This is a genomic window from Nonomuraea sp. B12E4 (assembly GCF_039871825.1).
In the GTDB taxonomy this organism is placed as follows: Bacteria; Actinomycetota; Actinomycetes; order Streptosporangiales; family Streptosporangiaceae; genus Nonomuraea.
Map to the genome: position 1 here is coordinate 170,328 of NZ_JBDPME010000007.1, position 20,023 is coordinate 190,350.

Consider the following 20,023-nt stretch of genomic DNA (forward strand, 5'->3'; position numbering starts at 1 on the left):
CTGCGGGTGAACGGGTGACCACCCGGCGTGGCGGACATGGCTCTGTGGTGACCGGGACTTGAAGCCTTCGTGAGGGTGTGGTGCGATGCATCCCACTCGCGCAAGTGAATACTGACTGGAGGCGGGTCCATGACCGAAGTCCTCGATGTCCGTGCCGAGATCGAGCAGCAGATCGCCGGCCGCACCGTATGTGAGCAGCTCAGAGACGTAGCCGAAGAGCACCCGGACGCCCCCGCCTACTCCGACCCCGAAGACGGCGGCTGGCGCACCCTCACTTACGCGCAGGCGCGGCGGCGCGTGCTGGAGATCGCCGCCGCGTTCGCCGCGCTCGGGCTCGAACCGGGCGACTCCGTGGCCCTCATGATGGTCAACCGGAGCGAGCACGTACTGGCCGACCTGGGCGCCGTGCACGCGGGAGGGGTCGGTTGCACGGTCTACTCGACGTTCGCCGCCGACCAGATCGCGTTCGTGGTCTCCGACGTGAACGCCAAGTACGCGGTCCTCGGCGGCCCCGCCGACGTGGCCCGCTGGCAGCCGGTGCTCGACCGGCTGGACGGCCTGCGCAAGATCATTGTGTTGGACGGCGCCCCCGCCGGCGACCGGTTCATGACCTGGGCGGACTTCCTGGAGCTGGGCCGGGAACGGCTGGCCGCCGACCCGGCCCCGGTCGAGGCCCGCTGGCGCGCCGTCACCCCCGGCGACATGGTCACCGTCCTGTACACCTCGGGCACCACCGGCACCCCCAAGGGCGTCCCGCTCAGCCACGCGAACGTCCTCTACGAGGTCGCCTCCACCGACCGCATCACCGGGCTGCCCGCGCTGGGCACGCAGATCTCCTACCTCACCTACGCGCACATCGCCGAGCGCGTGCTCAGCCTGTACCTGCCGCTGGTCAAGGCCTCCCACGTCCACTTCTGCACCGACCTGGCCAACCTGGGCACCACGCTGGGACAGGTCAAGCCGATGATGTTCTTCGGGGTGCCGCGGGTGTGGGAGAAGATGATGGCCCGCCTGCTGGCCCTGCTCGCCACCCAGCCGGAGGAGCAGCAGGCCGCCGTGCGCGAGGCGATGCGGGCCGGGGCCGCCTACATCGAGGCGAGCCAATACGGCGGCACCGTCACCCCCGAGATCCGGGCCGCCTACGACCAGGCCGACGCGTCCCTGCTGTCGGTCATCCGCGGCCTGATCGGCTTCGACCGCGCCAGGTGGACCGCCACCGGCGCCGCGCCGCTGCCCGCCGAGGTGCAGCACTTCTACGCCGGGCTGGGGCTCAAGGTCATCGACGTGTACGGCATGACGGAGACCACCGGCGCCTTCACCGGCAACGGCCCCACCTGCTACCGCCTGGGCACCGTCGGCAGGGCCGAGCCCGGCGTCGAGGTCCGCATCGCGGAGGACGGCGAGATCCTCACCCGCAGCCCGCTCAACACCCGCGGCTACCTCAACCGTCCCGAGGCCACCGCCGAGCTCCTCGACGCGGACGGCTGGCTGCACACCGGCGACATCGGCTCGGTCGACGAGGACGGCTTCTACCGGGTGGTGGACCGCAAGAAGGAGCTGATCATCACCGCGGGCGGCGAGAACATCTCCCCGGCCGAGATCGAGAACCACCTCAAGGAACACGTTCTCATCGGCCAGGCGCTCGCCTACGGCGACCGGCGGCCGCACCCGGTGGCCGTGCTGACGCTGGACGGCGAGGTGGCGCCCGGCTGGGCGCGGGCGCGCGGCATCACGTTCGGCTCGCTGGCCGAGCTGGCCGAGCACCCCGCGATCCGCAAGGAGGTGGAGAACGCGGTCCGGGCCGCCAACGCCAAACTGGCCCGGGTGCAGCAGGTCAAGAAATGGGTTCTCTTAGGTACCGAGTGGACCGCGGAAACCGGCGAACTCACCCCCAGCCTCAAACTCAAGAGACGCGTCATCCACGCCAAGTACGGCGACGCCATCGAGGCCCTCTACACCGGCCCCCGCTGATCCACCGGGCCCCGCGCCGGGCGGCCCTGAGGCGGGGGCGCGCCGCGCCGAGCGGCCGCTCCCCGGCTTTGCCATTCGTGGTGTGTGTTGTGGTCCTGGCCATTACCGGATGGTTCCTACCGTCTCGATCATGACCAGAAGCCTTCTTCTCGTCTCGCTCGCGGCGGGGCCGCTCCCGGCGTCCGTACCCCCCACCGCGACCGAGCCAGTCATCCGTGCGATCACCGTACGCCCGGCGACCCCCGTGGTGGGGGCGCACGACTCCGTCCGGCTGGTGATCGATGTGATCGCCAAGGGCGCGCGCGGCCGGGACGGCGTCACCGTCACGGTGGAGCCCGGCCGCCCGCCCGGTCCTCTCCTGTCGGACAAGCCGCCGCTCACGGACGCCCCGGCCACGCCCCCGCCCCCGCCCCCGCCGGCCCCGGCCCCGGCCCCGGCCCCGGCCCCGGACATCAGGCCGGACTCGCCATGGCGGCCGGTCGGCGGCCGGCCGGCCGGGCAGGCCGGACCGGTGCCCTTCCTCGACCCGCAACCCGACCCGGTCAAGGTCGGCGCCCCGGCCCTGGCCCCTGCCCTGGCCCCGGCCCTGGTCAAGGCCGAGGTCCCGGCCCCGGGAGCGCAGGCGCCGGAGCCCGCCCGGACCGACCTCAGGGAGGGCGTCCACGCGGAGAGCCGAGCGGCCGCCGCGCCGCCGCTCCTCGTCCGGCGCCAGGGAACGGTCCCGCCGGCGAGCCCGGCCACGGGCTGGGAGACCTGGCGTTTCCTCCCGGACAAGAAGCTGAACCGGTTCTACCCGACGGGCACCTGGACGATCGCGGCCACCGCAAAGGGCCGGGACGGGACGTCGGTCACCGAATATGCGTCGTTCCAGTTCAAACGCGCGACGAAACTCTCGTCGGTGCGGGTGCAAAAGAGCCCGGACCCGGCCGCCGGCGTACGCGTGCACGGCGCCCTGACGAGAGTCGACCCGCGCGGCCTCACCGATTTCGGGCCTTTCGCCAAGCAGTCGCTGGAGATCCTCTGGCGCCCGGACGCCGACTCGGCCTGGGAGAAGGTCGGTGACGCGAGGACCGACGGCGCCGGGGCGTTCGTCAGCACGATCCCCGGCCCGGCGGACGGCCTCTGGCGCGCCCGCTACCGAGGAACCGAACACTACGCGCCGGACAGCTCAAAATCACTACAAATCGCTACATAATGTCATAAATAGGTATAAGCGAAATGCATTGAGCGACACCGCCGTCGCTGCTGTTGCGAAATCGTGATCAATTCTGTCGCAACTTTTCCTTACCCTTACGCGTCATTGCCGGTGACGTGCCCCGACTCGGGGGCTTTTAGACGGGGAAAGGAAATTTGTTGTGAAGATGCGACGCCTAGCCGCCGGAGTGGCAGCCGCCGCCCTGGGCGCCACGGTGCTGGCCACCGCGGCCTCGCCCGCGCTCGCGGACTCCGGCCGGGGCCACACGACGCTGCAGTTCGACGCGGGCCCCGAGCCCGTGTGGCGCGGCAGGGCCATCACCCTCAGCGGCAAGCTGTCCGTGGAGTGTGACAAGGACTACATCAGCGGCATCGTCTCGGTGCACAAGGCCGACCACTGCAAGCGCTCGGAGCGCTGGCACCGGCTGGGCTGGAAGCGGATCGTGATCCTCTTCCAGCCGCGCGGCCACGGCAAGTGGGAGTACGTCGACACGATCACGACCAGCAGCCGGGGCTACTTCGCGGCGAAGGTGCCCGCTCGCACGTCGGGTACGTGGCGCGCGGTCTTCGAGGGCTCCGGCCCGCTGTCGCCGTCGCAGGCCACCGACTGGGTCAAGGTCCTCGGCCGCCACTGACGCGACACCCGAACGCCCGGCCACCCAGGCCGGGCGTTCGGCATGTCCGGCCGGTTCCCCTTGTCAGTACGACACGGCGACCTGCACCCGATGCCACTGCGGCCGTTCGGCCTCCTCGACCAGCGCCACCGCCAGGTCCGCGTACGAGAACACCGGGTCCGCCGGGCCCCGCTCCGGCACCCGCCCGTCGCCGAACCGGTAGCGCCCCGTCCTGGCGGCCTCCGCGTCGAGGATCACCGGCGGCGGCGCCAGCACCACCCAGTCCAGCCCGGACTCCGCGAGCACCGCCAGCTCCACGGCGTGCCCCAGCGAGAACGCGCGCGCCTCGGCCGGGAAGCCCGGCGTGTCGATCAGCCGCACCCCGTAGCCACAACCGCGCCGACGGCCTGCCGGGGAATCGATCTAGGATAAATGTGTTGTGGCTAGATGGGCGGTTTTGAGTGCCGGACGAAGGCCGCCGTAGTCTGGCCCTCGGGCCAAGCGAACAGGAGGTGACGCCATGTTGCGAGACTCGTTCGGACGGGTGGCGACGGATCTGCGGGTGTCCCTCACGGACAAGTGCAACCTGCGCTGCACATACTGCATGCCTCCCGAGGGTCTCGACTGGCTGCCGAACGCCCAGCTCCTCACCAGCGACGAGATCATCCGCCTGGTCACGATCGGCGTCGAGCGCCTCGGCATCACGGAGGTGCGCTACACCGGCGGCGAGCCGCTGCTGCGGCGCGAGCTGGTCGACATCGTCGCCCGCACCGCCGCCCTCACCCCGAGGCCCCAGCTCTCGCTGACCACCAACGGCATCGGGCTGGCCCGTCTGGCCCAGCCGCTCGCGGAGGCCGGGCTGGACCGGGTCAACGTCTCGCTCGACACCCTCGACCCCGCCACGTTCAAGCGGCTCGCCCACCGCGACCGGCACGCCGACGTGATCGCCGGGCTGGCCGCCGCCGACGCCGCGGGCCTGCGCCCGGTCAAGGTGAACGCCGTGCTGATGCGCGGGATCAATGACCACGAGGCGGTGCCGCTGCTGCGGTGGTGCCTCGACGAAGGCTACGAGCTGCGGTTCATCGAGCAGATGCCGCTCGACGCCCAGCACGGCTGGACCCGCGCGGACATGGTCACCGCCGACGAGATCCTCGACCTGCTGTCCGGCTCATTCGGCCTCGCGGCCGACGACCTGGAGGAGCGGGGGAGCGCGCCCGCCGAGCGGTTCCTGGTGGACGGCGGCCCGTCCAGGGTGGGCGTGATCGGCTCGGTGACGCGCCCGTTCTGCGGCGCCTGCGACCGGGTCCGCCTCACCGCAGACGGCCAGGTGCGCAACTGCCTGTTCGCCACCGAGGAGTCCGACCTGAAGTCCGCGATGCGCGCGGGCGCGTCGGACGAGGAGCTGGCCGCGCGCTGGATCGCGGCCGTGGCGCGCAAGCGCGCCGGGCACGGCATCGACGACCCGGCCTTCCTCCAGCCCTCCAGGCCCATGTCCGCCATCGGCGGCTGAGCCGCGCGGGGGCGGGCCGGGCAGGCCGTGGCCGGGCTGCGACACAATGGACCACGACCTGGAGGAGGCTCATATGCACGTGCTCAACGAATGGACCGCCCTGGCCTGCAAGGAGCTGGGCATCGACCCTGCGACCGTGGACCGCGACAAGATCCTCGACCTGACCAAGGAGGTGGCCCACGGCGTCGCCAGGCCGGCCGCGCCGCTGACCGCCTACCTGCTCGGGCTCGCCCAGGGCTCGGGGAGCGCGCCCGAGGACGCCGTGGCCAGACTGACCACATTGGCGAAGAACTGGGGACAGGCGACTACGGAGACGCTGACCGACCGCTGACACTCGAACGAACTCTTGAAGTCAAGCTCCCGCCCGCCTGAAGATTTCCTGTGAATAACGAGGCGGGAGGGAGTGTAAACGATTTCGGGAAAGCGGTCCTATCCGATGTCCGGCCCAAGCGCGCTCTTGATCGTCGCGGGTTGAGGGTTCGCCGGGAAAGGGCGACGCCGGGTGGTTACGGGGGCAAACCACCCGGCGTCGCTTCATCGGCGTTCCGACGGGGGCCCGGAACGCCGGCACCAGCACTCCGACGGGGGACCGGAGCGCTTGGCTAAAGCGTACACCTACAACCCATGGGATGCGTCAAGACTTAGTCACGACCCGATCTCGCGTCGATGCAGCGGTATCTCGGTTTGGTTAGCCTCAGGCGACTGAAAGGTAGGAGGCGGGGCAGGCTTGCCCCTCTCATTGGCCCCGATTACGGCTATGTATGGCAAAAAGACCGCAGCCCCGATGAACAGCAGCCGGTACGGCCACGGCAACGGCACCACCACCGCCAGGATCAGGCAGATCGTCCGGATGCCCATCTTGATGAGGTAGCTGACCTCGCGCTTGCGGATGTCGTCCGACAGCGACGGCCCCGCGTCCGTGACCTGGTGGACAGCCTGCTTCTTACGCCACCCCTTCATACCTCCACGGTAGACCTCGGATGGGCGGCCCGCGACGGGGCCCCTGGGCGACGGCGGCGGTCATGCGATCATGGCCTTCTAGTAAGGAGGATGTAGAGATGACGGATCGTACGTATCGGGTCACCGAAATCGTCGGGACCTCGGCGGAGAGTGTCGACCAGGCCATCCGCAACGGGGTCAAGCGGGCCTCGCAGACCCTGCGTCACCTCGACTGGTTCGAGGTGACGGAGATCCGCGGATACATCGACGCGGGCGAGGTCGCGCACTTCCAGGTCGGCATGAAGGTGGGCTTCCGTCTCGAGGACGCGTGATCCACCGGTGACACGGCGGGCGCCGGAAGGCACACTACGACCATGCGGACCCCTGCGGTGGCGGTGTTGTCGGCCCTGGCGCTGGCCTCGGCGGCGGCGTGCGCGCCTGAGAGCGCCCCTGAGGCGCCGGTGCCGCTGAGCCGCTCCGCGCCGCCGGCGCCCCCCTCCGCGGCCGTCCAGGAGGTTCTCAGCCAGACGCGGGACCAGATCACCCGGACGGCGGCGAGCCTGCGCCAGGTGGACGATCTGCCGCTGTACGAGATGACCTACCACGGCGGCTACCAGGCCGAGGCCCCGCTCACCGAGGCCGAGCTGGCCAGGCGCGGCGAGGGCTGGGCGTGCTCGCTGTTCCACCGTCCCGGCGAGTTCGGCAGGAACTTCGACTGGGACCCCAACCCCGCCATGATCGTCCACAACAGCCCGCGGGACGGCTACGCCTCGGTCTCCGTGGCCGATGTCTCCTACCTGTTCCCGCCGGGCGCCCGGCCGGACCTGGACGCCCCGCAGGACCGGCGGCGGCTGGCGCACGCGGTGCTGACCCCGTTCGACGGCCTGAACGAGAAGGGGCTCGCCGTCGGCCTGGCCCAGGCGCCCGACGCGCGGTTACCCGAGCCGACCCCCGGCCGCGTCACCGTGAGCGGCGTGCGGATCATCAGGCTGATGCTCGACCGGGCCGCCACCGTGCCCGAGGCGATCGCCCTGATGCGCCGCTACGACCTCGACTTCACCGGCGGCCCCCAACTGCACTACCTGATCGCCGACCGGGCGGGCAGGTCCGCGGTCGTCGAGTACGGCCAGGGCCGCATGAACGTCATCGACGACCGCTACCTCACCAACATCACGATGACCGGGGCCGGCCGGGCCGCCAAGCTGGCCGACGCCCGCTACCGCAGGCTCGCCGAAGGCGCCGGCACCGAGGCCCTGGAACTGCTCAGGAGGGTCGCCCAGGTGCACACCCGGTGGTCGATCGTCTACGACCAGGACGACCTCACCGCCCGGATCGTCACGGCGCGGAAATGGGACCGCGTGCACGACGTACGCCTCTCGGCGGCGGACGGGAGCGGCTAGGTTGGCGGGTGTGAGCGACGAGTTCCGCATTCTGCTGGTCTGCACGGCGAACATCTGCCGCTCAGCGATGGCGGAGGTGATCACCCGGGCGATGCTCCGCTCCTCACCTATGCCCATGGTGGCGGCGAGCGCCGGGGTGTCCGCGCTGGTCGGCCACGCGATGGCACCGCACGCGGTCACGACCCTGGACCGGCTGGGGCTCGACGGCAGGGCGCACCGGGCCAGGATGCTGGACCTCGACCTGGTCAGGTCGGCCGACCTGCTGCTGACGATGGAGGCCCGGCACCGGGACGTGGCCGTGGGCCTCGATCCGGCGGCCGAGCGCAGGACGTTCACGCTGCCCGAGTTCGCCGCGCTCGCGGCGGCCGAGGGACACCGCAGGCACCGCTCGGACACGGCCGAGCGGGCGCGGGCGATCGTGCTGTCGGCCGCCGGGCGCCGCCGCCCGCGCCGGGTGCCGGAGGTCCGCGACCCGTACGGCGGGCCGCCGGCGGGCTACGACGTGTGCGCGAAGGAACTCGGCGAGGCCCTCAGCCACGCCCTCGGCGCCCTCCTCGGCCCTCACCCGACCCCTCGCGAACCCTGACGGCCGCCCCCGCTCCCGCGCGGACCCCGACGGCCGCCCCCGCCCCCGCGCTCGGGGGCGGGCACGCCCGTGGCGCGCTCAGCTCGCCTGGCTCACCGTCGACATGTTGAAGTCCGGCACCCGCACCGCCGGCATGATCGTGCGCTGGAAGTAGTCGTTCCACTCCCGGGGCAGCGTGCGCCCGCTCGCCCCCACCTCGGTCATCCGCCCGAGCAGGTCCACCGGGCTCTCGTTGAACCGGAAGTTGTTCACCTCGCCGACCACCTCGCCGTTCTCGACCAGATAGACCCCGTCCCTGGTCAGCCCGGTCAACAGCAGCGTCTGCGGATCGACCTCCCTGATGTACCACAGGCAGGTGACGAGCAGGCCGCGCCGAGTGGAGGCGACCATCTCCTCCAGCGACCGCCCGCCGGCCGGACCCGTCATGATCAGGTTGTCGATCCCCGGTGTCGCCGCCAGCCCGCTCAGCTCCGCCGAGTAACGCGTCTGCAGCAGCGCCGCCAGCCGCCCGTCCTTGATCCAGTCGGTCGGCCCGAGCGCCAGCCCGTTGTCGAAGACCGAGCTCTCCCTGCTGGAGGCGTGCGCCGTCACGAACGGCGCGCACGTGATCCCGGCCGCGCCAGGATCGCTGGACAGCGACACGGGCAACGTGGCGAGCCGCTCGCCCACCCGCGTCCCCCCGCCCGGCCTGGCGAACACCGAACGCCCGTCGAGCGCGTCCCTGGCCCCCGCCGACCAGAACAGGTAGATCATCAGGTCGGCCACCGCGCTCGGCGGCAGCAGCGTCTCGTAGCGCCCCGCGGGCAGGTCCACCCGGGTCTTGGCCCATTCCAGGCGCCGCGCCAGCGCGGAGCCGAGCGCGGTCACGTCCACGTCCGTGAAGTTTTCCGTGGACACGCCCGTCCACGCCGAGCGCTTCAGGTCGGAGGACTTGGCGTTGAGCTCCAGCCGCCCGGTGGGCTGGTCGTGCCGCAGCCGCAGGCCCGTGGACGTGCCGAGGAACGTCGAGGTCAGCGAGTGCTCGGCGAACCCGTACAGCTTCCCGCCGCCGGACTCCGCCGCCGCGAACGCCTCGCCGAGCGCGGGCGCGAACCCCTCGAACACTCCGATGTCGGTCGGCCGCACCTCCTCGTCCCAGTGCGGCGAGGCCGGCCCGCCCTCGACGAGCGCCCGGGCGTCCTCGGCGGGCTGCGCCGCGCGCGCCGCCGCGTCGGCCGCCGCCACCACGTCGGCGAGCTGCTCGTCGCGTACGGCCGCCCGGGACACCACCCCGACGCCCTGCCCCGCGATCGAGATCACGGTCAGCCGGGCGGACCGGGCGACGCCGTTGGTGGTCAGCGTGTTGCCCGCGAACCGCAGGTTGGCCGTGGACCCCTCGTCCACCAGCACCACGCAACCGTCGTTCGCGGACAGCTCCAGCGCCCTCTCCACCATCTCCTGCGGAGAGGTCTGGACGCCGGACCCGCCTCCGGAGAATCCGCGCTCGCTGAGCTCGCTCACTTCCCACCCTCCTGCACGGTGTTGAGGATCCGCACGCCTCTGAACAGCGCCGCCGGGCAGCCGTGGCTCACCGGCGCGACCTGCCCCGGCTGGCCCTTGCCGCAGTTGAAGGCGCCGCCGAGCACGTAGGTGTCCGGCCCGCCGACGGCCTCCATCGACTGCCAGAAATCCGTCGTCGTCGCCTGGTAGGCGAAGTCCCTGACCTGCCCGGCCAGCTTCCCGTTCAGGATCCGGTACGCCCGCTGCCCGGTGAACTGGAAGTTGTAGCGCTGCATGTCGATCGACCAGCTCTTGTCGCCGACGATGTAGAGGCCGCGCTCGACCCCCGAGATCAGCTCGTCGGTCGACGGCCCGCCGGGCGCCGCGGCCAGCGACACGTTGGCCATGCGCTGGATCGGCATGTGCCCCGGCGAGTCGGCGAACGCGCACCCGTTGGACCGCCCGAACCCCTTCATCAGCGCCATCCGCCGGTCGAGCTGGTAGCCCACCAGGACGCCGTCCCTGATGATGTCGAAGCTCTGCCCCTGCACGCCCTCGTCGTCGAACCCGACCGTGGCCAGGCCGTGCGTGACCGTCCTGTCACCGGTCACGTTCATCACCGGCGAGCCGTAGACCAGCTCGTTGAGCTGGTCGAACGTGGCGAAACTGGTGCCCGCGTAGGCCGCCTCGTAGCCGAGGGCCCGGTCCAGCTCGGTGGCGTGGCCGATGGACTCGTGGATCGTCAGCCACAGGTTGGACGGGTCGACCACCAGGTCGTAGTCGCCCGCCTCGACCGAGGGCGCCGCCAGCTTCTCCGCCAGCAGCTCGGGCAGCCTGGCCAGCTCGGCCGGCCAGTCCCAGCCGGTGCCCGTCAGGTATTCGTAGCCGCGGCCGACCGGCGGCGCGATGGTCGACATGTCGTCGAAGCCGTTGCCGGCCGCCTTCATCGCGTTGAGCCTGGGGTGGATCCGCACCCGCTGCTGCGTGGTGACCGTGCCGGCGGTGTCGGCGTAGAACTTCTGCTCCTTGACCTGCAGCAGCCGCGCGGAGACGTGGTCGGCGCCCTTCAGCAGCCCGGCCGACCACTCCGCCAGCAGGCTCACCTTGTCGGCCGAGGGCACGTCGAACGGGTCCACGTCGTAGGCCGACACCCACACGGCCTCGGCGTGCACCGGCTCGCGGGCCAGCTCGATGGGCTCCCGGTTGACGGGCGCGCTCACCTCCGCCACGCGTACCGCCTGCTCGGCCACGGTCGCGGCGGCCTCGGCCGTCAGGTGGATGCCCGCGGCGAAGCCCCACGTGCCTCCCTTGACGACGCGGACCGCATAGCCCAGGTCGTCGGCGTCCATGGCGCCTTCGAGCCGGGCGTCATAGAGACTGAGCGTTTCCGCTCGCACACGTTCCAGCCGGAAGTCGGCGTGCTCGGCGCCGAGGTCGCGGGCGCGCTGCAGGGCGGAGTCCGCGAGCCGCCGCAGCGGCAGTTCCAGGAAGTCGGGATCGATCTGGCGCATGTCCACGATCCTAACCCTGTGATCTTGTGCCTCCCGGACAAGCGGATACCCGCCGGTAGGAGATAGCGTCAGGTTCCATGGCACGTTCAGTACTCGTCACCGGGGGCAACCGGGGCATCGGCCTCGCCATCGCCCGTGAACTCTCCGCGAACGGCGACGCCGTCGCCGTCACCTACCGATCGGGGGAGCCGCCCGAGGGCCTGTTCGGCGTGCGCTGTGACGTCACCAGCATGGCCGACGTCGAGGCCGCCTTCGACAAGGTCGAGGCCGAGCAGGGCCCGGTCGAGGTGCTGGTCTCCAACGCCGGCATCACCAAGGACACGCTGCTGGCGATGATGAAGGAAGACACCTTCACCGACGTGATCGACGCCAACCTGACCGGCGCCTACCGCGTCGCCAAGCGGGCGATCAGGCCGATGATGAAGCTCAAGCGCGGCCGGATCGTCCTCATCTCCTCCGTGATCGGCCTGTCCGGCCAGGCGGGACAGGCCAACTACGCCGCCTCCAAGGCCGGTCTGGTCGGCTTCGCCCGCTCGCTGGCGCGCGAATACGGCTCGCGCAACATCACGGTGAACGTGGTCTCGCCCGGCTTCGTCGCCACCGACATGACGGCGGAGCTCGACCACGACGCGATCGTCTCCAACATCCCTCTCGGGCGGCAGGCCACGCCCGAAGAGGTGGCACGCGTCGTCCGTTTCGTGGCGAGCGACGACGCCTCCTACATCACCGGGGCCGTGATCCCGGTCGACGGCGGACTCGGAATGGGGCACTGACGGTGGGAATTCTCGAAGGCAAGCGGATCCTGGTCACGGGCGTGCTGACGGACGCCTCGATCGCGTTCTCGGTGGCCAAACTGGCCCAGGAGGAGGGCGCCACGGTCGTGCTCACCGGCTTCGGCCGCCTGAGCCTGGTGGAGCGCATCGCCAAGCGCCTGCCCACCCCGGCGCCCGTCCTGGAGCTCGACGTGCAGAACACCGAGCACCTCGACACCCTGGCCGCCCGGGTGGGCGAGCACGTGGACGGCCTCGACGGCGTGGTCCACTCGATCGCCTTCGCGCCGCAGACGGCCTTGGGCGGCAACTTCCTCAACACCTCGTGGGAGGACGTCGCCACCGCCTTCCAGGTCTCGACCTACTCCTTCAAGTCCCTGGCGGTCGCCTGCCTCCCGCTGATGAAGGAGGGCGGCTCGGTGGTCGGCATCGACTTCGACGCCACCAAGGCCTGGCCCGTCTACGACTGGATGGGCGTGGCCAAGGCGGGCCTGGAGTCCTGCAACCGCTACCTGGCCCGCGACCTGGGCCCGCACGACATCCGGGTCAACCTGGTGGCGGCCGGTCCGCTGCGTACGATGGCGGCCAAGTCGATCCCGGGCTTCAAGGACTTCGAGGACAGCTGGCCGGACAAGGCCCCCCTGGGCTGGGATTTGTCGGACACGACCCCGGCCGCCAAGGCCTGCGTCGCCCTGATGTCCGACTGGTTCCCCGCCACGACGGGCGAGATCGTCCACGTGGACGGCGGCTTCCACGCCATCGGCTGACCCCTTCCCGCACCCGGCCGGTGCGCAAACGGGGGCTCACGACCCCTGGGGGCAGGGTGGGCCCGGCAGGGCCTCCCTGGGCCGACCCGGATGGGTCCCGTGGCCGGGATTCGGCGGGACGCGGCGCCCGCAGCCCGGACCAGGCGGTGGTCCGGGCCGGGCGTGGCGCGGGTCAGGAGGCCAGGCGGTGGCGGCCGTTGCCGGCGCGGGCCGGTTCGAAGGGGATCGATTCCGCCGGCTCCGCCTGGTGGCGCCGCTGCTGCACGATCCGGGTGGCCAGCACCGCCGAGCCCAGCAGGGCGATCGTCAGCGCCGTCCCCAGCACGTCAGAGGCGGGCGGGCTCGGCCGGACCACCCGCCGGTCCTGCATCGGCACCGTCAGCTCGTGCGCGAACGGATTGGGCCACAGCAGATCCACCCGAGGCTCATCCGCCGAGGCCGTCTCCTTCTCCCGTACCGGCTGCCTGGTCTCGATGAGCTGCGGCCGGCTCTCCGGCCGCGCCGGCGTCCGGGTGGCGGAAGGCGGCGACGGCTCGACGCGCCCCTCGCGCGGCGGCCGCCGCGAGTGCCCGGCCGAGGGGGTGGGGGAGAGCGTGTCGGTCGCCGCCGGCTCCCGCCCGTCGCAGGCCAGCACCGCCGGCAGGCACACATCCCTGAGCGTCTCGGGCACCAGCCCGTCGGCGCCGGTCGTCGGCCTGGGCGAGGGATCGGCCTGCTGTGTGGGGGAGTCCTTGTCCGTCGGCACGGCCTCGCCGACCCGCCCCAGCACCTCGTCAGTGGTCTTGTCCACGCCCTTGGTCACCGGATCGGTCGTCCCGCCGGTGAGGTTGTCCACCGTCCCCGTGACCGCGTTCACGACGTCACACAGGGCGTTGGTCACCCCCGAGAGCAGTCCTCCGTCGCGCGTGCAGTCCTGCGCGGCCGCCGACGCGGCCGGAGCCGCCACCGGGACAGCCGCCAGCGCCACCGCGAGAACTCCAGCCGAGATCGCGGTCCTGCTCCCCATCCGTCCCCTCCTGCGTCGCTTCCGGGGGAAATCTTTATGGACATCGCACGTCAGACGCAGGCGTTTGCCAGGTAAAGTTGCGATTCGGTATCGAGTAGTGATACGCGAGAGTCTCTCCTCTTCCTGGTCAGTCGAGCGACGACACGTCATCGAGGGCCTCTCGGATCTCTATGGGCAGCACGACGTCCTCGGCCGGGAGGGCTCCGGTGAGCTGCGCGTGCGTACGGGCTCCGACGATGGCCGAGGCCACCCCCGGCTGGTCGCGCACCCACGACAGGGCCACGGCCAGGGGGGAGACGCCGAGCCCGTCGGCGGCGGTCATGACGGACTCGACGACGCTGCGGCTGCGCTCGTCGAGGTAGGGCCGGACGAAGTCGGCGAAGTGCGGGGTGGCGGCGCGTGAGTCGGAGGGGATGCCGGTGCGATATTTGCCGGTCAGCACCCCCCGGCCCAGCGGCGACCAGGCCAGCACGCCGACACCCAGGTGGTCGGCGGCGGGCAGCAGCTCGCGTTCGGGCTCGCGGGCCAGCAGCGAGTATTCGACCTGGGCCGAGGTGATCGGGATGCGGCCGGGGATCATCCTCTGGGTGACCGCGGCGGCCGCGAGCTGCCAGCCCGCGTAGTCGCAGACGCCCGCGTAGACGGCCCGGCCGGAGGAGACGATGGCGTCCAGCGCGGCCAGGGTCTCTTCCAGGGGCACCTCGGCATCGTACGTGTGCAGCTGCCACAGGTCGACGTAGTCGAGCCCGAGCCGGTTGAGCGAGTCGTCCACCGCGGCGATCAGATGGCGCCTGGAGGCGTCGCGCGGCCTGCGGCCGTTGGGCGTCACCACGGCCTTGGTGGAGATCACCAGCTCCGAGCGCGGCACGGAGTCGCGCAGCAACCGGCCCAGGAGCCGCTCGGAGTCGCCGCCGGTGTAGACGTCGGCCGTGTCGACGAGGTTTCCACCCGCGTCGAGGAACGTGCGGAGCTGGGCCGCCGCCTCGTCCCCGTCGGTGTCACGCCCCCAGGTCATCGTGCCGAGCCCCAGTCTGGACACCGACAGTCCGCTGTGGCCGACATAGCGCTGCTCCATGATCCCGCCAGGTTACCGTTCAGGTGGATGAAACGTTGTGATCGACGCCTGCGACACTAAGTGGGTGACCACGTTGCTTCTGGCCCGGCACGGGCTGACGGATCTCACCGGGCCGGTGCTGGCCGGCCGCACGCCGGGGGTGCATCTGAGCCAGGCGGGCCGGGCGCAGGCCGCCGCGCTCGCCGGGCGCGTCGCGGGCGTCAGGCTCGACGCCATTGTCTCCAGCCCGCTCGAACGTTGCCGGGAAACCGCCGAGGCGGTCGCCGCGGACCGCGACACGCGGGTGGAGATCGACGAGGGCTTCATCGAGTGCGGCTACGGGACGTGGACCGGACGGCCGTTGAAGGAGCTCGCCCAGGAGCCGTTGTGGCAGGTCGTACAGGCCCACCCGAGCGCCGCGACCTTTCCGGAAGGGGAGTCGCTGGCCGAGATGCAGCACCGGGCCGTCGCGGCGGTCCGGGGGTGGAATCAGCGTCTGGGGGAGAAGGCTGTCTACCTGGTTTGCAGCCACGGCGACGTCATCAAGGCGATCGTCGCGGACGCTCTGGGCCTCCACCTCGATCACTTTCAACGGATAACAGCTGATCCGGCGGCTCTCACCGTCATTCGCTATGCCCCCTTGCGTCCCTTTGTTCTCAGGGTTAACGACATGGGGGAATTGCGGCTTCCCGAGGATTCGGAGGAGAAAGACGGGGGAGAAAACATCACCGGGAGCGATGCCGCCGTCGGCGGCGGACCCGGAACCACGTAAGGTCAGGCTATGCCGGTCTTCGACTACGACCCACCAGAGAGGTTCGTCGCCGGTGCCTTGGGGCAGCCAGGCGCACGGGTCTTTTTTCTGCAGGCCAGGGCCGAGGGCAGACTGACCACGGTGGCGCTGGAGAAGCTGCAGGTCGCCGCACTCGCGGGCAGGCTCGACGAGCTGCTCGACGAGGTGTTGCGGCTGAGCGGGGGGACCGCGGGCGTGCCCGCGATGGCCCCCGCCGACCTGAACGACGAGGCACCTCTCGACGCGCCTGTCGCGGAGGAGTTTCGCGTCGGCACCATGGCGCTGGCCTGGGACGCGGAGAAATCGCAGGTGGTGATAGAGGCACAGGAGGTCGTCGACGAGGACGACCTCGAGAGCCCCGACCCCGCGGTGCTGCGGGTGCGCATCAGCGCGGGCGCGGCGCGTGCCTTCACCCAGCGGGCCCTCCAGATCGTCGCGGCGGGCCGCCCGCCGTGTCCCCTCTGCGGACAGCCGCTCGACGCCACCGGGCACGTCTGTGTCCGTCTCAACGGCTACCGCGGAGGTGAGGCGGCTTCATGACCGCTCCGGAGAGCGAACCGGCCATCAAGCCAGCCCACCCGTCGGCCCCCACGGACGAGGACGCCCTCACACTCCTGCGTGACGGCCGCCTGGAGGTGGCGGGGCGCCTCGTCGAGGCCACCAACATGACGCTCTACTGCTCGGTCAAACTGGGCTCCCGCTCGGTCGCCTGCGTCTACAAGCCGGTACGCGGCGAGCGGCCGCTGTGGGACTTCCCCGACGGCACCCTCGCCGCCCGCGAGGTGGCCGCGTTCGAGGTGTCCCAGGCGACCGGCTGGCGCATCGTGCCCCCCACGGTCTACCGCGAGGGCCCCTTCGGGCCCGGCATGTGCCAGCTCTGGATCGACACCGAACGCGAGATCGACCTCATGCGGCTGGTCAGGAGCCGCAACCCGGTCGTACGCCGGATGGCCGTGTTCGACGCGGTGGTCAACAACGCCGACCGCAAGGGCGGGCACCTGCTGCCGCTGCCCACGGGCCACGTCTTCGGGGTCGACCACGGTGTCTGCTTCTCCGTCGAGAACAAACTGCGCACCGTGCTCTGGCAGTGGCGCGGCAAGCCGCTGTCCCGCGAGGCGGTGGCGGTGCTGGCCAAGCTGGAGCGCGACCTTGAGTCGGGCGCGCTCGGGCGCAGGCTGCGCGAGCTGCTGTCGCCGGCCGAGGTGGAGGCCACCTGGCAACGGGTCAGGAAGCTGCTGGACACCGGCGTGCACCCGTACCCGTCGGAGGGCTGGCCCGCCATCCCCTGGCCCCCCATCTGACCCGCCCGATCCCGTCCCACCCCGCCTCGTCGGCGCCGCCCCGTCGGCGCCGGCCCTCCGTCCGGCCGTCAGGCGGACCCGCTGCCTCCTGAGGGGCATCCGCTGTCGGCTGGCTCCAACGCTTTTATTACTCTTTGCCCATGTGCACGCTGATCGTGAGAACCGGGCGGCCGTTGACGCTCATGGGCGTCAGGGACGAGTTCGCCGACCGTCCGTGGGAGGGGCCGGGGGAGCACTGGCCGGAATACCCGGGCGTGATCGGCGGGCGTGACCTCAAGGCGGGCGGCACCTGGCTGGCCGTCAACCCGGCGGCCTCGCGCGCCGCCGCGCTGCTCAACGGCCACGGTGCGGCCGCCGCGGAGGTGAGCAGGGTCTCGCGTGGCGACCTGGCGCTGCGGGCGGCGTACACGGGGGAGCTGCCCTCGGCCGACCTGACCCGCTATGACCCGTTCCATCTGGTGGTCGCCGACCCGGCGCGGGTCCGCATGCTGAGCTGGGACGGCAGGCGGACGGCTGTCTCCGAGTTGCCCGAGGGCACCAGCATGGTGGTCAACTCGGGACTGGACCCGGCGAGCGAGCGGGTGATCGCCTACTTGCCCAGGTTCGAGGCCGAGCCCTGGAAGGAGCTGATCACGGTGGAGCCGTCGTCCGAACCGGGCGCCCTCATCGTCCGGCACGACCTGCCCGACGGCCGCGTCTTCGCCTCCCTGGCGGTGATGGAGGTGACGCTCGCGCCCGACGGTGTGACGTACGACTTCACCGACCTGACCGCTGATCAGGATAGATAGGCTCAAGGACATGAGATCGTGGTCTGCCCCGAACATCCCGAAGCTCCCCGGTGAGAGCGTTCCACTGCGGCTCTACGACACCTCCGCCAAGCAGGTGAGGCAGACCGACCCCGGCCCGACCGCCAGGATGTACGTCTGCGGCATCACCCCCTACGACGCCACCCACCTCGGCCACGCCAACACCTACCTCGCCTTCGACCTCGTCGGCCGGATCTGGCGTGACGCGGGCCACGAGGTCCACTACACACAGAACACCACCGACGTGGACGACCCCCTGCTGGAGCGGGCGGCCCAGACGGGCGTCGACTGGCGGCACCTGGCCGAGCGGGAGATCGAGCTCTATCGCAGGGACATGGAGGCGCTGCGGATCGTGCCGCCGCGTGACTACGTCGGCGTCACCGAGGTCGTCGACCGGGTCGCGGATCTGATCTCCAAGCTCACCGCCAAGGGCGTCACCTACGACCTCGACGGCGACGTCTACTTCAGCGTGGCCGACGCCCCCAAGTTCGGCCAGGTGTCCGGTTACGACGAGGCCGAGATGCCGGCCCTGTTCGCCGAGCGCGGCGGCGACCCGGAGCGGCCGGACAAGCGGCACCCGCTCGACTGGCTGCTGTGGCGGGCCGAGCGGCCCGGCGAGCCCGTCTGGGACACCCCGCTGGGCCGGGGCCGTCCCGGGTGGCACATCGAGTGCACCGCCATCGCCCTGGACCACCTGGGCGCCGGCTACGACCTCGCCGGGGGCGGCTCCGACCTGGTCTTCCCGCACCACGAGTGCGGTGCCTCGGAGGGGCACGCCGCCACCGGCGAGTGGCCGTTCGCCAAGTTCTACGTGCACGCGGGCATGGTGGCGCTCGACGGCGAGAAGATGTCGAAGTCCAAGGGCAACCTGGTCTTCGTCTCCAAGCTGCGCCAGGAGCACGACCCGATGGCCATCAGGCTCGTCCTGCTGGCCCACCACTACCGCGCGGACTGGGAATACGTGCCGGCGCTGATCGAGGCCGCCGAGCGCAGGCTGGAGCGGTGGCGCTCGGCCGTCGCGCTGCCCTCGGGGCCGCGCGCCGAGGACCTGCTGGCCGAGGTGCGCGAGCGCCTGGCCGACGACCTCGACGCGCCGGGCGCGCTGGCCGCCGTGGACGCCTGGGCCGAGCGGGCCCTGTCCGAGGGCGGCCCCGACCCGTCCGCCCCCACCCTGGTCAAGGATCTGGCCGACGCCCTGCTCGGCATCGCCCTCTGACCCACCCACCGAGACCCACCTTCAGGCCCCGCGCACCTCGTGGCGCGGGGCTTTGTCATCCCCAGGACGAACCGCTCGCGGATGGACATCGCCGATGCCGGTCGCTATGCTGATTGTCAGCTTTACTGATGATTTTAACGACTGATGGATGGGTCCCATGATTCTGATCACCGGCGGGCTGGGCTTCATCGGCACGCACACCACCCGCGCCCTGCTCGACCTGGGCGAGTCCTGCGTGCTCGTCCAGCGCAGGTCCGCCGCGACGCCCGCCCACCTCCCGGCCGGCCGCGTCTTCGCCGAGCAGGCCGACCTCGCCGACCTGAAGGCGCTCCTGGACATCGGCCGCCGCCACGAGATCACCGGCATCGTCCACCTCGCCGGATCCATGCCCTGGCCGCCCGGCGCGCACGAGCCGCTCGACGGTGCGCGCAGGGCGCTGGAGACGCTGTTCAACGTGTTCGAGGCCGCCCGGGAATGGCAGGTGGGCCGGGTCGGCGTGGCCAGCACGATCGGCGTGTACGGCGGCGTCACCGCCGGCGGCCCGCTGCCCGAGGACGTGCCGCTGCCGATGACGGCCGGCCACCCGATCCCGGCCTTCAAGAAGATCGGCGAGCTGATCACCGACCACCTGGCCGGCACCATGGGCCTCGACGTGGTCAACTACCGCATCGGCGCCATCTGGGGCCCGCTCGGCCACACCCCGTCGCCGTTCTTCGCCGCGCCCCAGCTCGTGCACGCGGCGGCCCGTGGCACCGCCCCCGACCTGTCCACGGGGTTCGCGGGCGGCCGCGCGGGCGACGGGATCGACCTGTGCTACGCCAAGGACTGCGGGCGGGCCATCGCGCTGCTGCAACTGGCCGGCCGGCTGCGGCACCGCACGTACAACGTGGCCTCGGGGCGGGCCACGACCAACGGCGAGGTCGCCGCGGCGATCCGGAGGGTCGTCCCGGACGCCCGGGTGGACCTGCCGGAGGGCCGCGACGCCCCGCTCACCTGTCTCGACATCAGCCGGCTGCGCGCGGACACCGGCTATGAGCCCGCCTACGACACCGAGCGGGCCACCGCCGACTACCTCGCCTGGCTGCGCGCGGGCAACCCGCTCTGAAACC

The 20,023-nt window shown here is 71.4% G+C and carries 22 protein-coding genes; 16 read left to right on the plus strand and 6 right to left on the minus strand.

Annotated features, from left to right (window positions below; genetic code table 11):
* Positions 1 to 129 precede the first annotated feature (129 nt).
* The 3 genes from ABGB18_RS18560 to ABGB18_RS18570 all read left to right on the plus strand — a co-directional run bounded on the left by ABGB18_RS18560 (position 130) and on the right by ABGB18_RS18570 (position 3,800).
* Positions 130 to 1,971, plus strand: coding sequence for an AMP-dependent synthetase/ligase (locus tag ABGB18_RS18560; protein WP_347696763.1), 1,842 nt, complete (start codon positions 130 to 132; stop codon positions 1,969 to 1,971).
* A gap of 130 nt (positions 1,972 to 2,101) precedes the next feature.
* Positions 2,102 to 3,166 (plus strand): hypothetical protein, encoded by a 1,065-nt coding sequence (locus tag ABGB18_RS18565; RefSeq protein WP_347696764.1) that lies wholly within the window; start codon positions 2,102 to 2,104, stop codon positions 3,164 to 3,166.
* A gap of 160 nt (positions 3,167 to 3,326) precedes the next feature.
* Positions 3,327 to 3,800 carry a hypothetical protein gene (locus ABGB18_RS18570; protein WP_347696765.1) on the plus strand — a complete coding sequence of 158 codons (474 nt, stop codon included), beginning with the start codon at positions 3,327 to 3,329 and terminating at the stop codon, positions 3,798 to 3,800.
* 63 nt (positions 3,801 to 3,863) lie between these two features.
* On the opposite strand, the gene ABGB18_RS18575 is transcribed toward ABGB18_RS18570, so the two are convergent.
* Positions 3,864 to 4,160 carry a hypothetical protein gene (locus ABGB18_RS18575; protein WP_347696766.1) on the minus strand — a complete coding sequence of 99 codons (297 nt, stop codon included), beginning with the start codon at positions 4,158 to 4,160 and terminating at the stop codon, positions 3,864 to 3,866.
* Between the two features lie 139 nt (positions 4,161 to 4,299).
* On the opposite strand from ABGB18_RS18575, the gene moaA reads away from it, so the two are divergent.
* Positions 4,300 to 5,289: a GTP 3',8-cyclase MoaA gene (moaA, locus tag ABGB18_RS18580; protein ID WP_347696767.1), complete on the plus strand. Its 990-nt coding sequence runs from the start codon at positions 4,300 to 4,302 to the stop codon at positions 5,287 to 5,289.
* A 73-nt stretch (positions 5,290 to 5,362) separates the two neighbouring features.
* Positions 5,363 to 5,620 (plus strand): DUF6457 domain-containing protein, encoded by a 258-nt coding sequence (locus ABGB18_RS18585; protein WP_347696768.1) that lies wholly within the window; start codon positions 5,363 to 5,365, stop codon positions 5,618 to 5,620.
* 314 nt (positions 5,621 to 5,934) lie between these two features.
* On the opposite strand, the gene ABGB18_RS18590 is transcribed toward ABGB18_RS18585, so the two are convergent.
* A complete protein-coding gene (locus ABGB18_RS18590) occupies positions 5,935 to 6,249 on the minus strand; it encodes a DUF3099 domain-containing protein (protein WP_347696769.1) in 315 nt (104 codons plus the stop codon).
* A gap of 98 nt (positions 6,250 to 6,347) precedes the next feature.
* On the opposite strand from ABGB18_RS18590, the gene ABGB18_RS18595 reads away from it, so the two are divergent.
* From ABGB18_RS18595 to ABGB18_RS18605, 3 genes are read left to right on the plus strand one after another with little or no spacing between them, the layout of a single operon-like run.
* A complete protein-coding gene (locus tag ABGB18_RS18595; protein ID WP_347696770.1) occupies positions 6,348 to 6,560 on the plus strand; it encodes a dodecin in 213 nt (70 codons plus the stop codon).
* A gap of 42 nt (positions 6,561 to 6,602) precedes the next feature.
* A complete protein-coding gene (locus ABGB18_RS18600) occupies positions 6,603 to 7,628 on the plus strand; it encodes a linear amide C-N hydrolase (RefSeq protein ID WP_347696771.1) in 1,026 nt (341 codons plus the stop codon).
* A 10-nt stretch (positions 7,629 to 7,638) separates the two neighbouring features.
* Positions 7,639 to 8,214 carry a hypothetical protein gene (locus ABGB18_RS18605; protein WP_347696772.1) on the plus strand — a complete coding sequence of 192 codons (576 nt, stop codon included), beginning with the start codon at positions 7,639 to 7,641 and terminating at the stop codon, positions 8,212 to 8,214.
* 78 nt (positions 8,215 to 8,292) lie between these two features.
* Here the strand turns inward: ABGB18_RS18605 and ABGB18_RS18610 are convergent, their stop codons facing one another.
* On the minus strand, positions 8,293 to 9,648 hold the full coding sequence (locus tag ABGB18_RS18610) for a metallopeptidase TldD-related protein (protein WP_347696954.1): 1,356 nt from the start codon (positions 9,646 to 9,648) through the stop codon (positions 8,293 to 8,295).
* A gap of 62 nt (positions 9,649 to 9,710) precedes the next feature.
* A complete protein-coding gene (locus ABGB18_RS18615; RefSeq protein WP_347696773.1) occupies positions 9,711 to 11,204 on the minus strand; it encodes a TldD/PmbA family protein in 1,494 nt (497 codons plus the stop codon).
* A gap of 77 nt (positions 11,205 to 11,281) precedes the next feature.
* On the opposite strand from ABGB18_RS18615, the gene ABGB18_RS18620 reads away from it, so the two are divergent.
* Complete coding sequence (locus tag ABGB18_RS18620; protein ID WP_347696774.1) at positions 11,282 to 11,977, plus strand: beta-ketoacyl-ACP reductase; 696 nt, start codon at positions 11,282 to 11,284, stop codon at positions 11,975 to 11,977.
* Between the two features lie 2 nt (positions 11,978 to 11,979).
* On the plus strand, positions 11,980 to 12,741 hold the full coding sequence (gene fabI, locus ABGB18_RS18625; RefSeq protein ID WP_347696775.1) for an enoyl-ACP reductase FabI: 762 nt from the start codon (positions 11,980 to 11,982) through the stop codon (positions 12,739 to 12,741).
* A gap of 172 nt (positions 12,742 to 12,913) precedes the next feature.
* On the opposite strand, the gene ABGB18_RS18630 is transcribed toward fabI, so the two are convergent.
* Positions 12,914 to 13,747, minus strand: coding sequence for a hypothetical protein (locus ABGB18_RS18630; RefSeq protein ID WP_347696776.1), 834 nt, complete (start codon positions 13,745 to 13,747; stop codon positions 12,914 to 12,916).
* A 127-nt stretch (positions 13,748 to 13,874) separates the two neighbouring features.
* The gene (locus ABGB18_RS18635) at positions 13,875 to 14,822 is read right to left on the minus strand and encodes an aldo/keto reductase (protein WP_347696777.1); all 948 of its coding nucleotides are present in this window, start codon (positions 14,820 to 14,822) and stop codon (positions 13,875 to 13,877) included.
* Between the two features lie 64 nt (positions 14,823 to 14,886).
* Here ABGB18_RS18635 and ABGB18_RS18640 point away from each other — a divergent pair, with 64 nt between their 5' ends.
* The 6 genes from ABGB18_RS18640 (at position 14,887) to ABGB18_RS18665 (ending at position 20,019) form a co-directional block, all read left to right on the plus strand.
* Positions 14,887 to 15,573, plus strand: coding sequence for an MSMEG_4193 family putative phosphomutase (locus ABGB18_RS18640; RefSeq protein ID WP_347696778.1), 687 nt, complete (start codon positions 14,887 to 14,889; stop codon positions 15,571 to 15,573).
* Positions 15,574 to 15,582: 9 nt separating this feature from the next.
* Entirely contained in the window at positions 15,583 to 16,131 is a 549-nt protein-coding gene (locus tag ABGB18_RS18645; RefSeq protein WP_347696779.1) for a DUF3090 domain-containing protein, read from the plus strand.
* Positions 16,128 to 16,892: an SCO1664 family protein gene (locus ABGB18_RS18650; RefSeq protein ID WP_347696780.1), complete on the plus strand. Its 765-nt coding sequence runs from the start codon at positions 16,128 to 16,130 to the stop codon at positions 16,890 to 16,892. Before ABGB18_RS18645 ends, ABGB18_RS18650 begins: the two co-directional genes overlap by 4 nt.
* Before the next feature lie 140 nt (positions 16,893 to 17,032).
* A complete protein-coding gene (locus ABGB18_RS18655) occupies positions 17,033 to 17,680 on the plus strand; it encodes an NRDE family protein (RefSeq protein ID WP_347696781.1) in 648 nt (215 codons plus the stop codon).
* 10 nt (positions 17,681 to 17,690) lie between these two features.
* Complete coding sequence (gene mshC / locus ABGB18_RS18660) at positions 17,691 to 18,914, plus strand: cysteine--1-D-myo-inosityl 2-amino-2-deoxy-alpha-D-glucopyranoside ligase (protein ID WP_347696782.1); 1,224 nt, start codon at positions 17,691 to 17,693, stop codon at positions 18,912 to 18,914.
* A 157-nt stretch (positions 18,915 to 19,071) separates the two neighbouring features.
* The gene (locus ABGB18_RS18665; protein WP_347696783.1) at positions 19,072 to 20,019 is read left to right on the plus strand and encodes an NAD(P)-dependent oxidoreductase; all 948 of its coding nucleotides are present in this window, start codon (positions 19,072 to 19,074) and stop codon (positions 20,017 to 20,019) included.
* Positions 20,020 to 20,023: the final 4 nt, after the last annotated feature.

What these genes read in the sequence shown, in the direction of transcription:
- ABGB18_RS18560 (WP_347696763.1), top strand. Translation starts at nt 130, where the DNA reads ATGACCGAAGTCCTCGATGTCCGTGCCGAGATCGAGCAGCAGATCGCC.
- ABGB18_RS18565 (WP_347696764.1), top strand. Translation starts at nt 2,102, where the DNA reads ATGACCAGAAGCCTTCTTCTCGTCTCGCTCGCGGCGGGGCCGCTCCCG.
- moaA (WP_347696767.1), top strand. Translation starts at nt 4,300, where the DNA reads ATGTTGCGAGACTCGTTCGGACGGGTGGCGACGGATCTGCGGGTGTCC.
- ABGB18_RS18585 (WP_347696768.1), top strand. Translation starts at nt 5,363, where the DNA reads ATGCACGTGCTCAACGAATGGACCGCCCTGGCCTGCAAGGAGCTGGGC.
- ABGB18_RS18590 (WP_347696769.1), bottom strand. Translation starts at nt 6,249, where the DNA reads ATGAAGGGGTGGCGTAAGAAGCAGGCTGTCCACCAGGTCACGGACGCG.
- ABGB18_RS18595 (WP_347696770.1), top strand. Translation starts at nt 6,348, where the DNA reads ATGACGGATCGTACGTATCGGGTCACCGAAATCGTCGGGACCTCGGCG.
- ABGB18_RS18600 (WP_347696771.1), top strand. Translation starts at nt 6,603, where the DNA reads ATGCGGACCCCTGCGGTGGCGGTGTTGTCGGCCCTGGCGCTGGCCTCG.
- ABGB18_RS18610 (WP_347696954.1), bottom strand. Translation starts at nt 9,648, where the DNA reads ATGGTGGAGAGGGCGCTGGAGCTGTCCGCGAACGACGGTTGCGTGGTG.
- ABGB18_RS18615 (WP_347696773.1), bottom strand. Translation starts at nt 11,204, where the DNA reads ATGCGCCAGATCGATCCCGACTTCCTGGAACTGCCGCTGCGGCGGCTC.
- ABGB18_RS18620 (WP_347696774.1), top strand. Translation starts at nt 11,282, where the DNA reads ATGGCACGTTCAGTACTCGTCACCGGGGGCAACCGGGGCATCGGCCTC.
- ABGB18_RS18630 (WP_347696776.1), bottom strand. Translation starts at nt 13,747, where the DNA reads ATGGGGAGCAGGACCGCGATCTCGGCTGGAGTTCTCGCGGTGGCGCTG.
- ABGB18_RS18635 (WP_347696777.1), bottom strand. Translation starts at nt 14,822, where the DNA reads ATGGAGCAGCGCTATGTCGGCCACAGCGGACTGTCGGTGTCCAGACTG.
- ABGB18_RS18645 (WP_347696779.1), top strand. Translation starts at nt 15,583, where the DNA reads ATGCCGGTCTTCGACTACGACCCACCAGAGAGGTTCGTCGCCGGTGCC.
- ABGB18_RS18650 (WP_347696780.1), top strand. Translation starts at nt 16,128, where the DNA reads ATGACCGCTCCGGAGAGCGAACCGGCCATCAAGCCAGCCCACCCGTCG.
- ABGB18_RS18655 (WP_347696781.1), top strand. Translation starts at nt 17,033, where the DNA reads ATGTGCACGCTGATCGTGAGAACCGGGCGGCCGTTGACGCTCATGGGC.
- mshC (WP_347696782.1), top strand. Translation starts at nt 17,691, where the DNA reads ATGAGATCGTGGTCTGCCCCGAACATCCCGAAGCTCCCCGGTGAGAGC.
- ABGB18_RS18665 (WP_347696783.1), top strand. Translation starts at nt 19,072, where the DNA reads ATGATTCTGATCACCGGCGGGCTGGGCTTCATCGGCACGCACACCACC.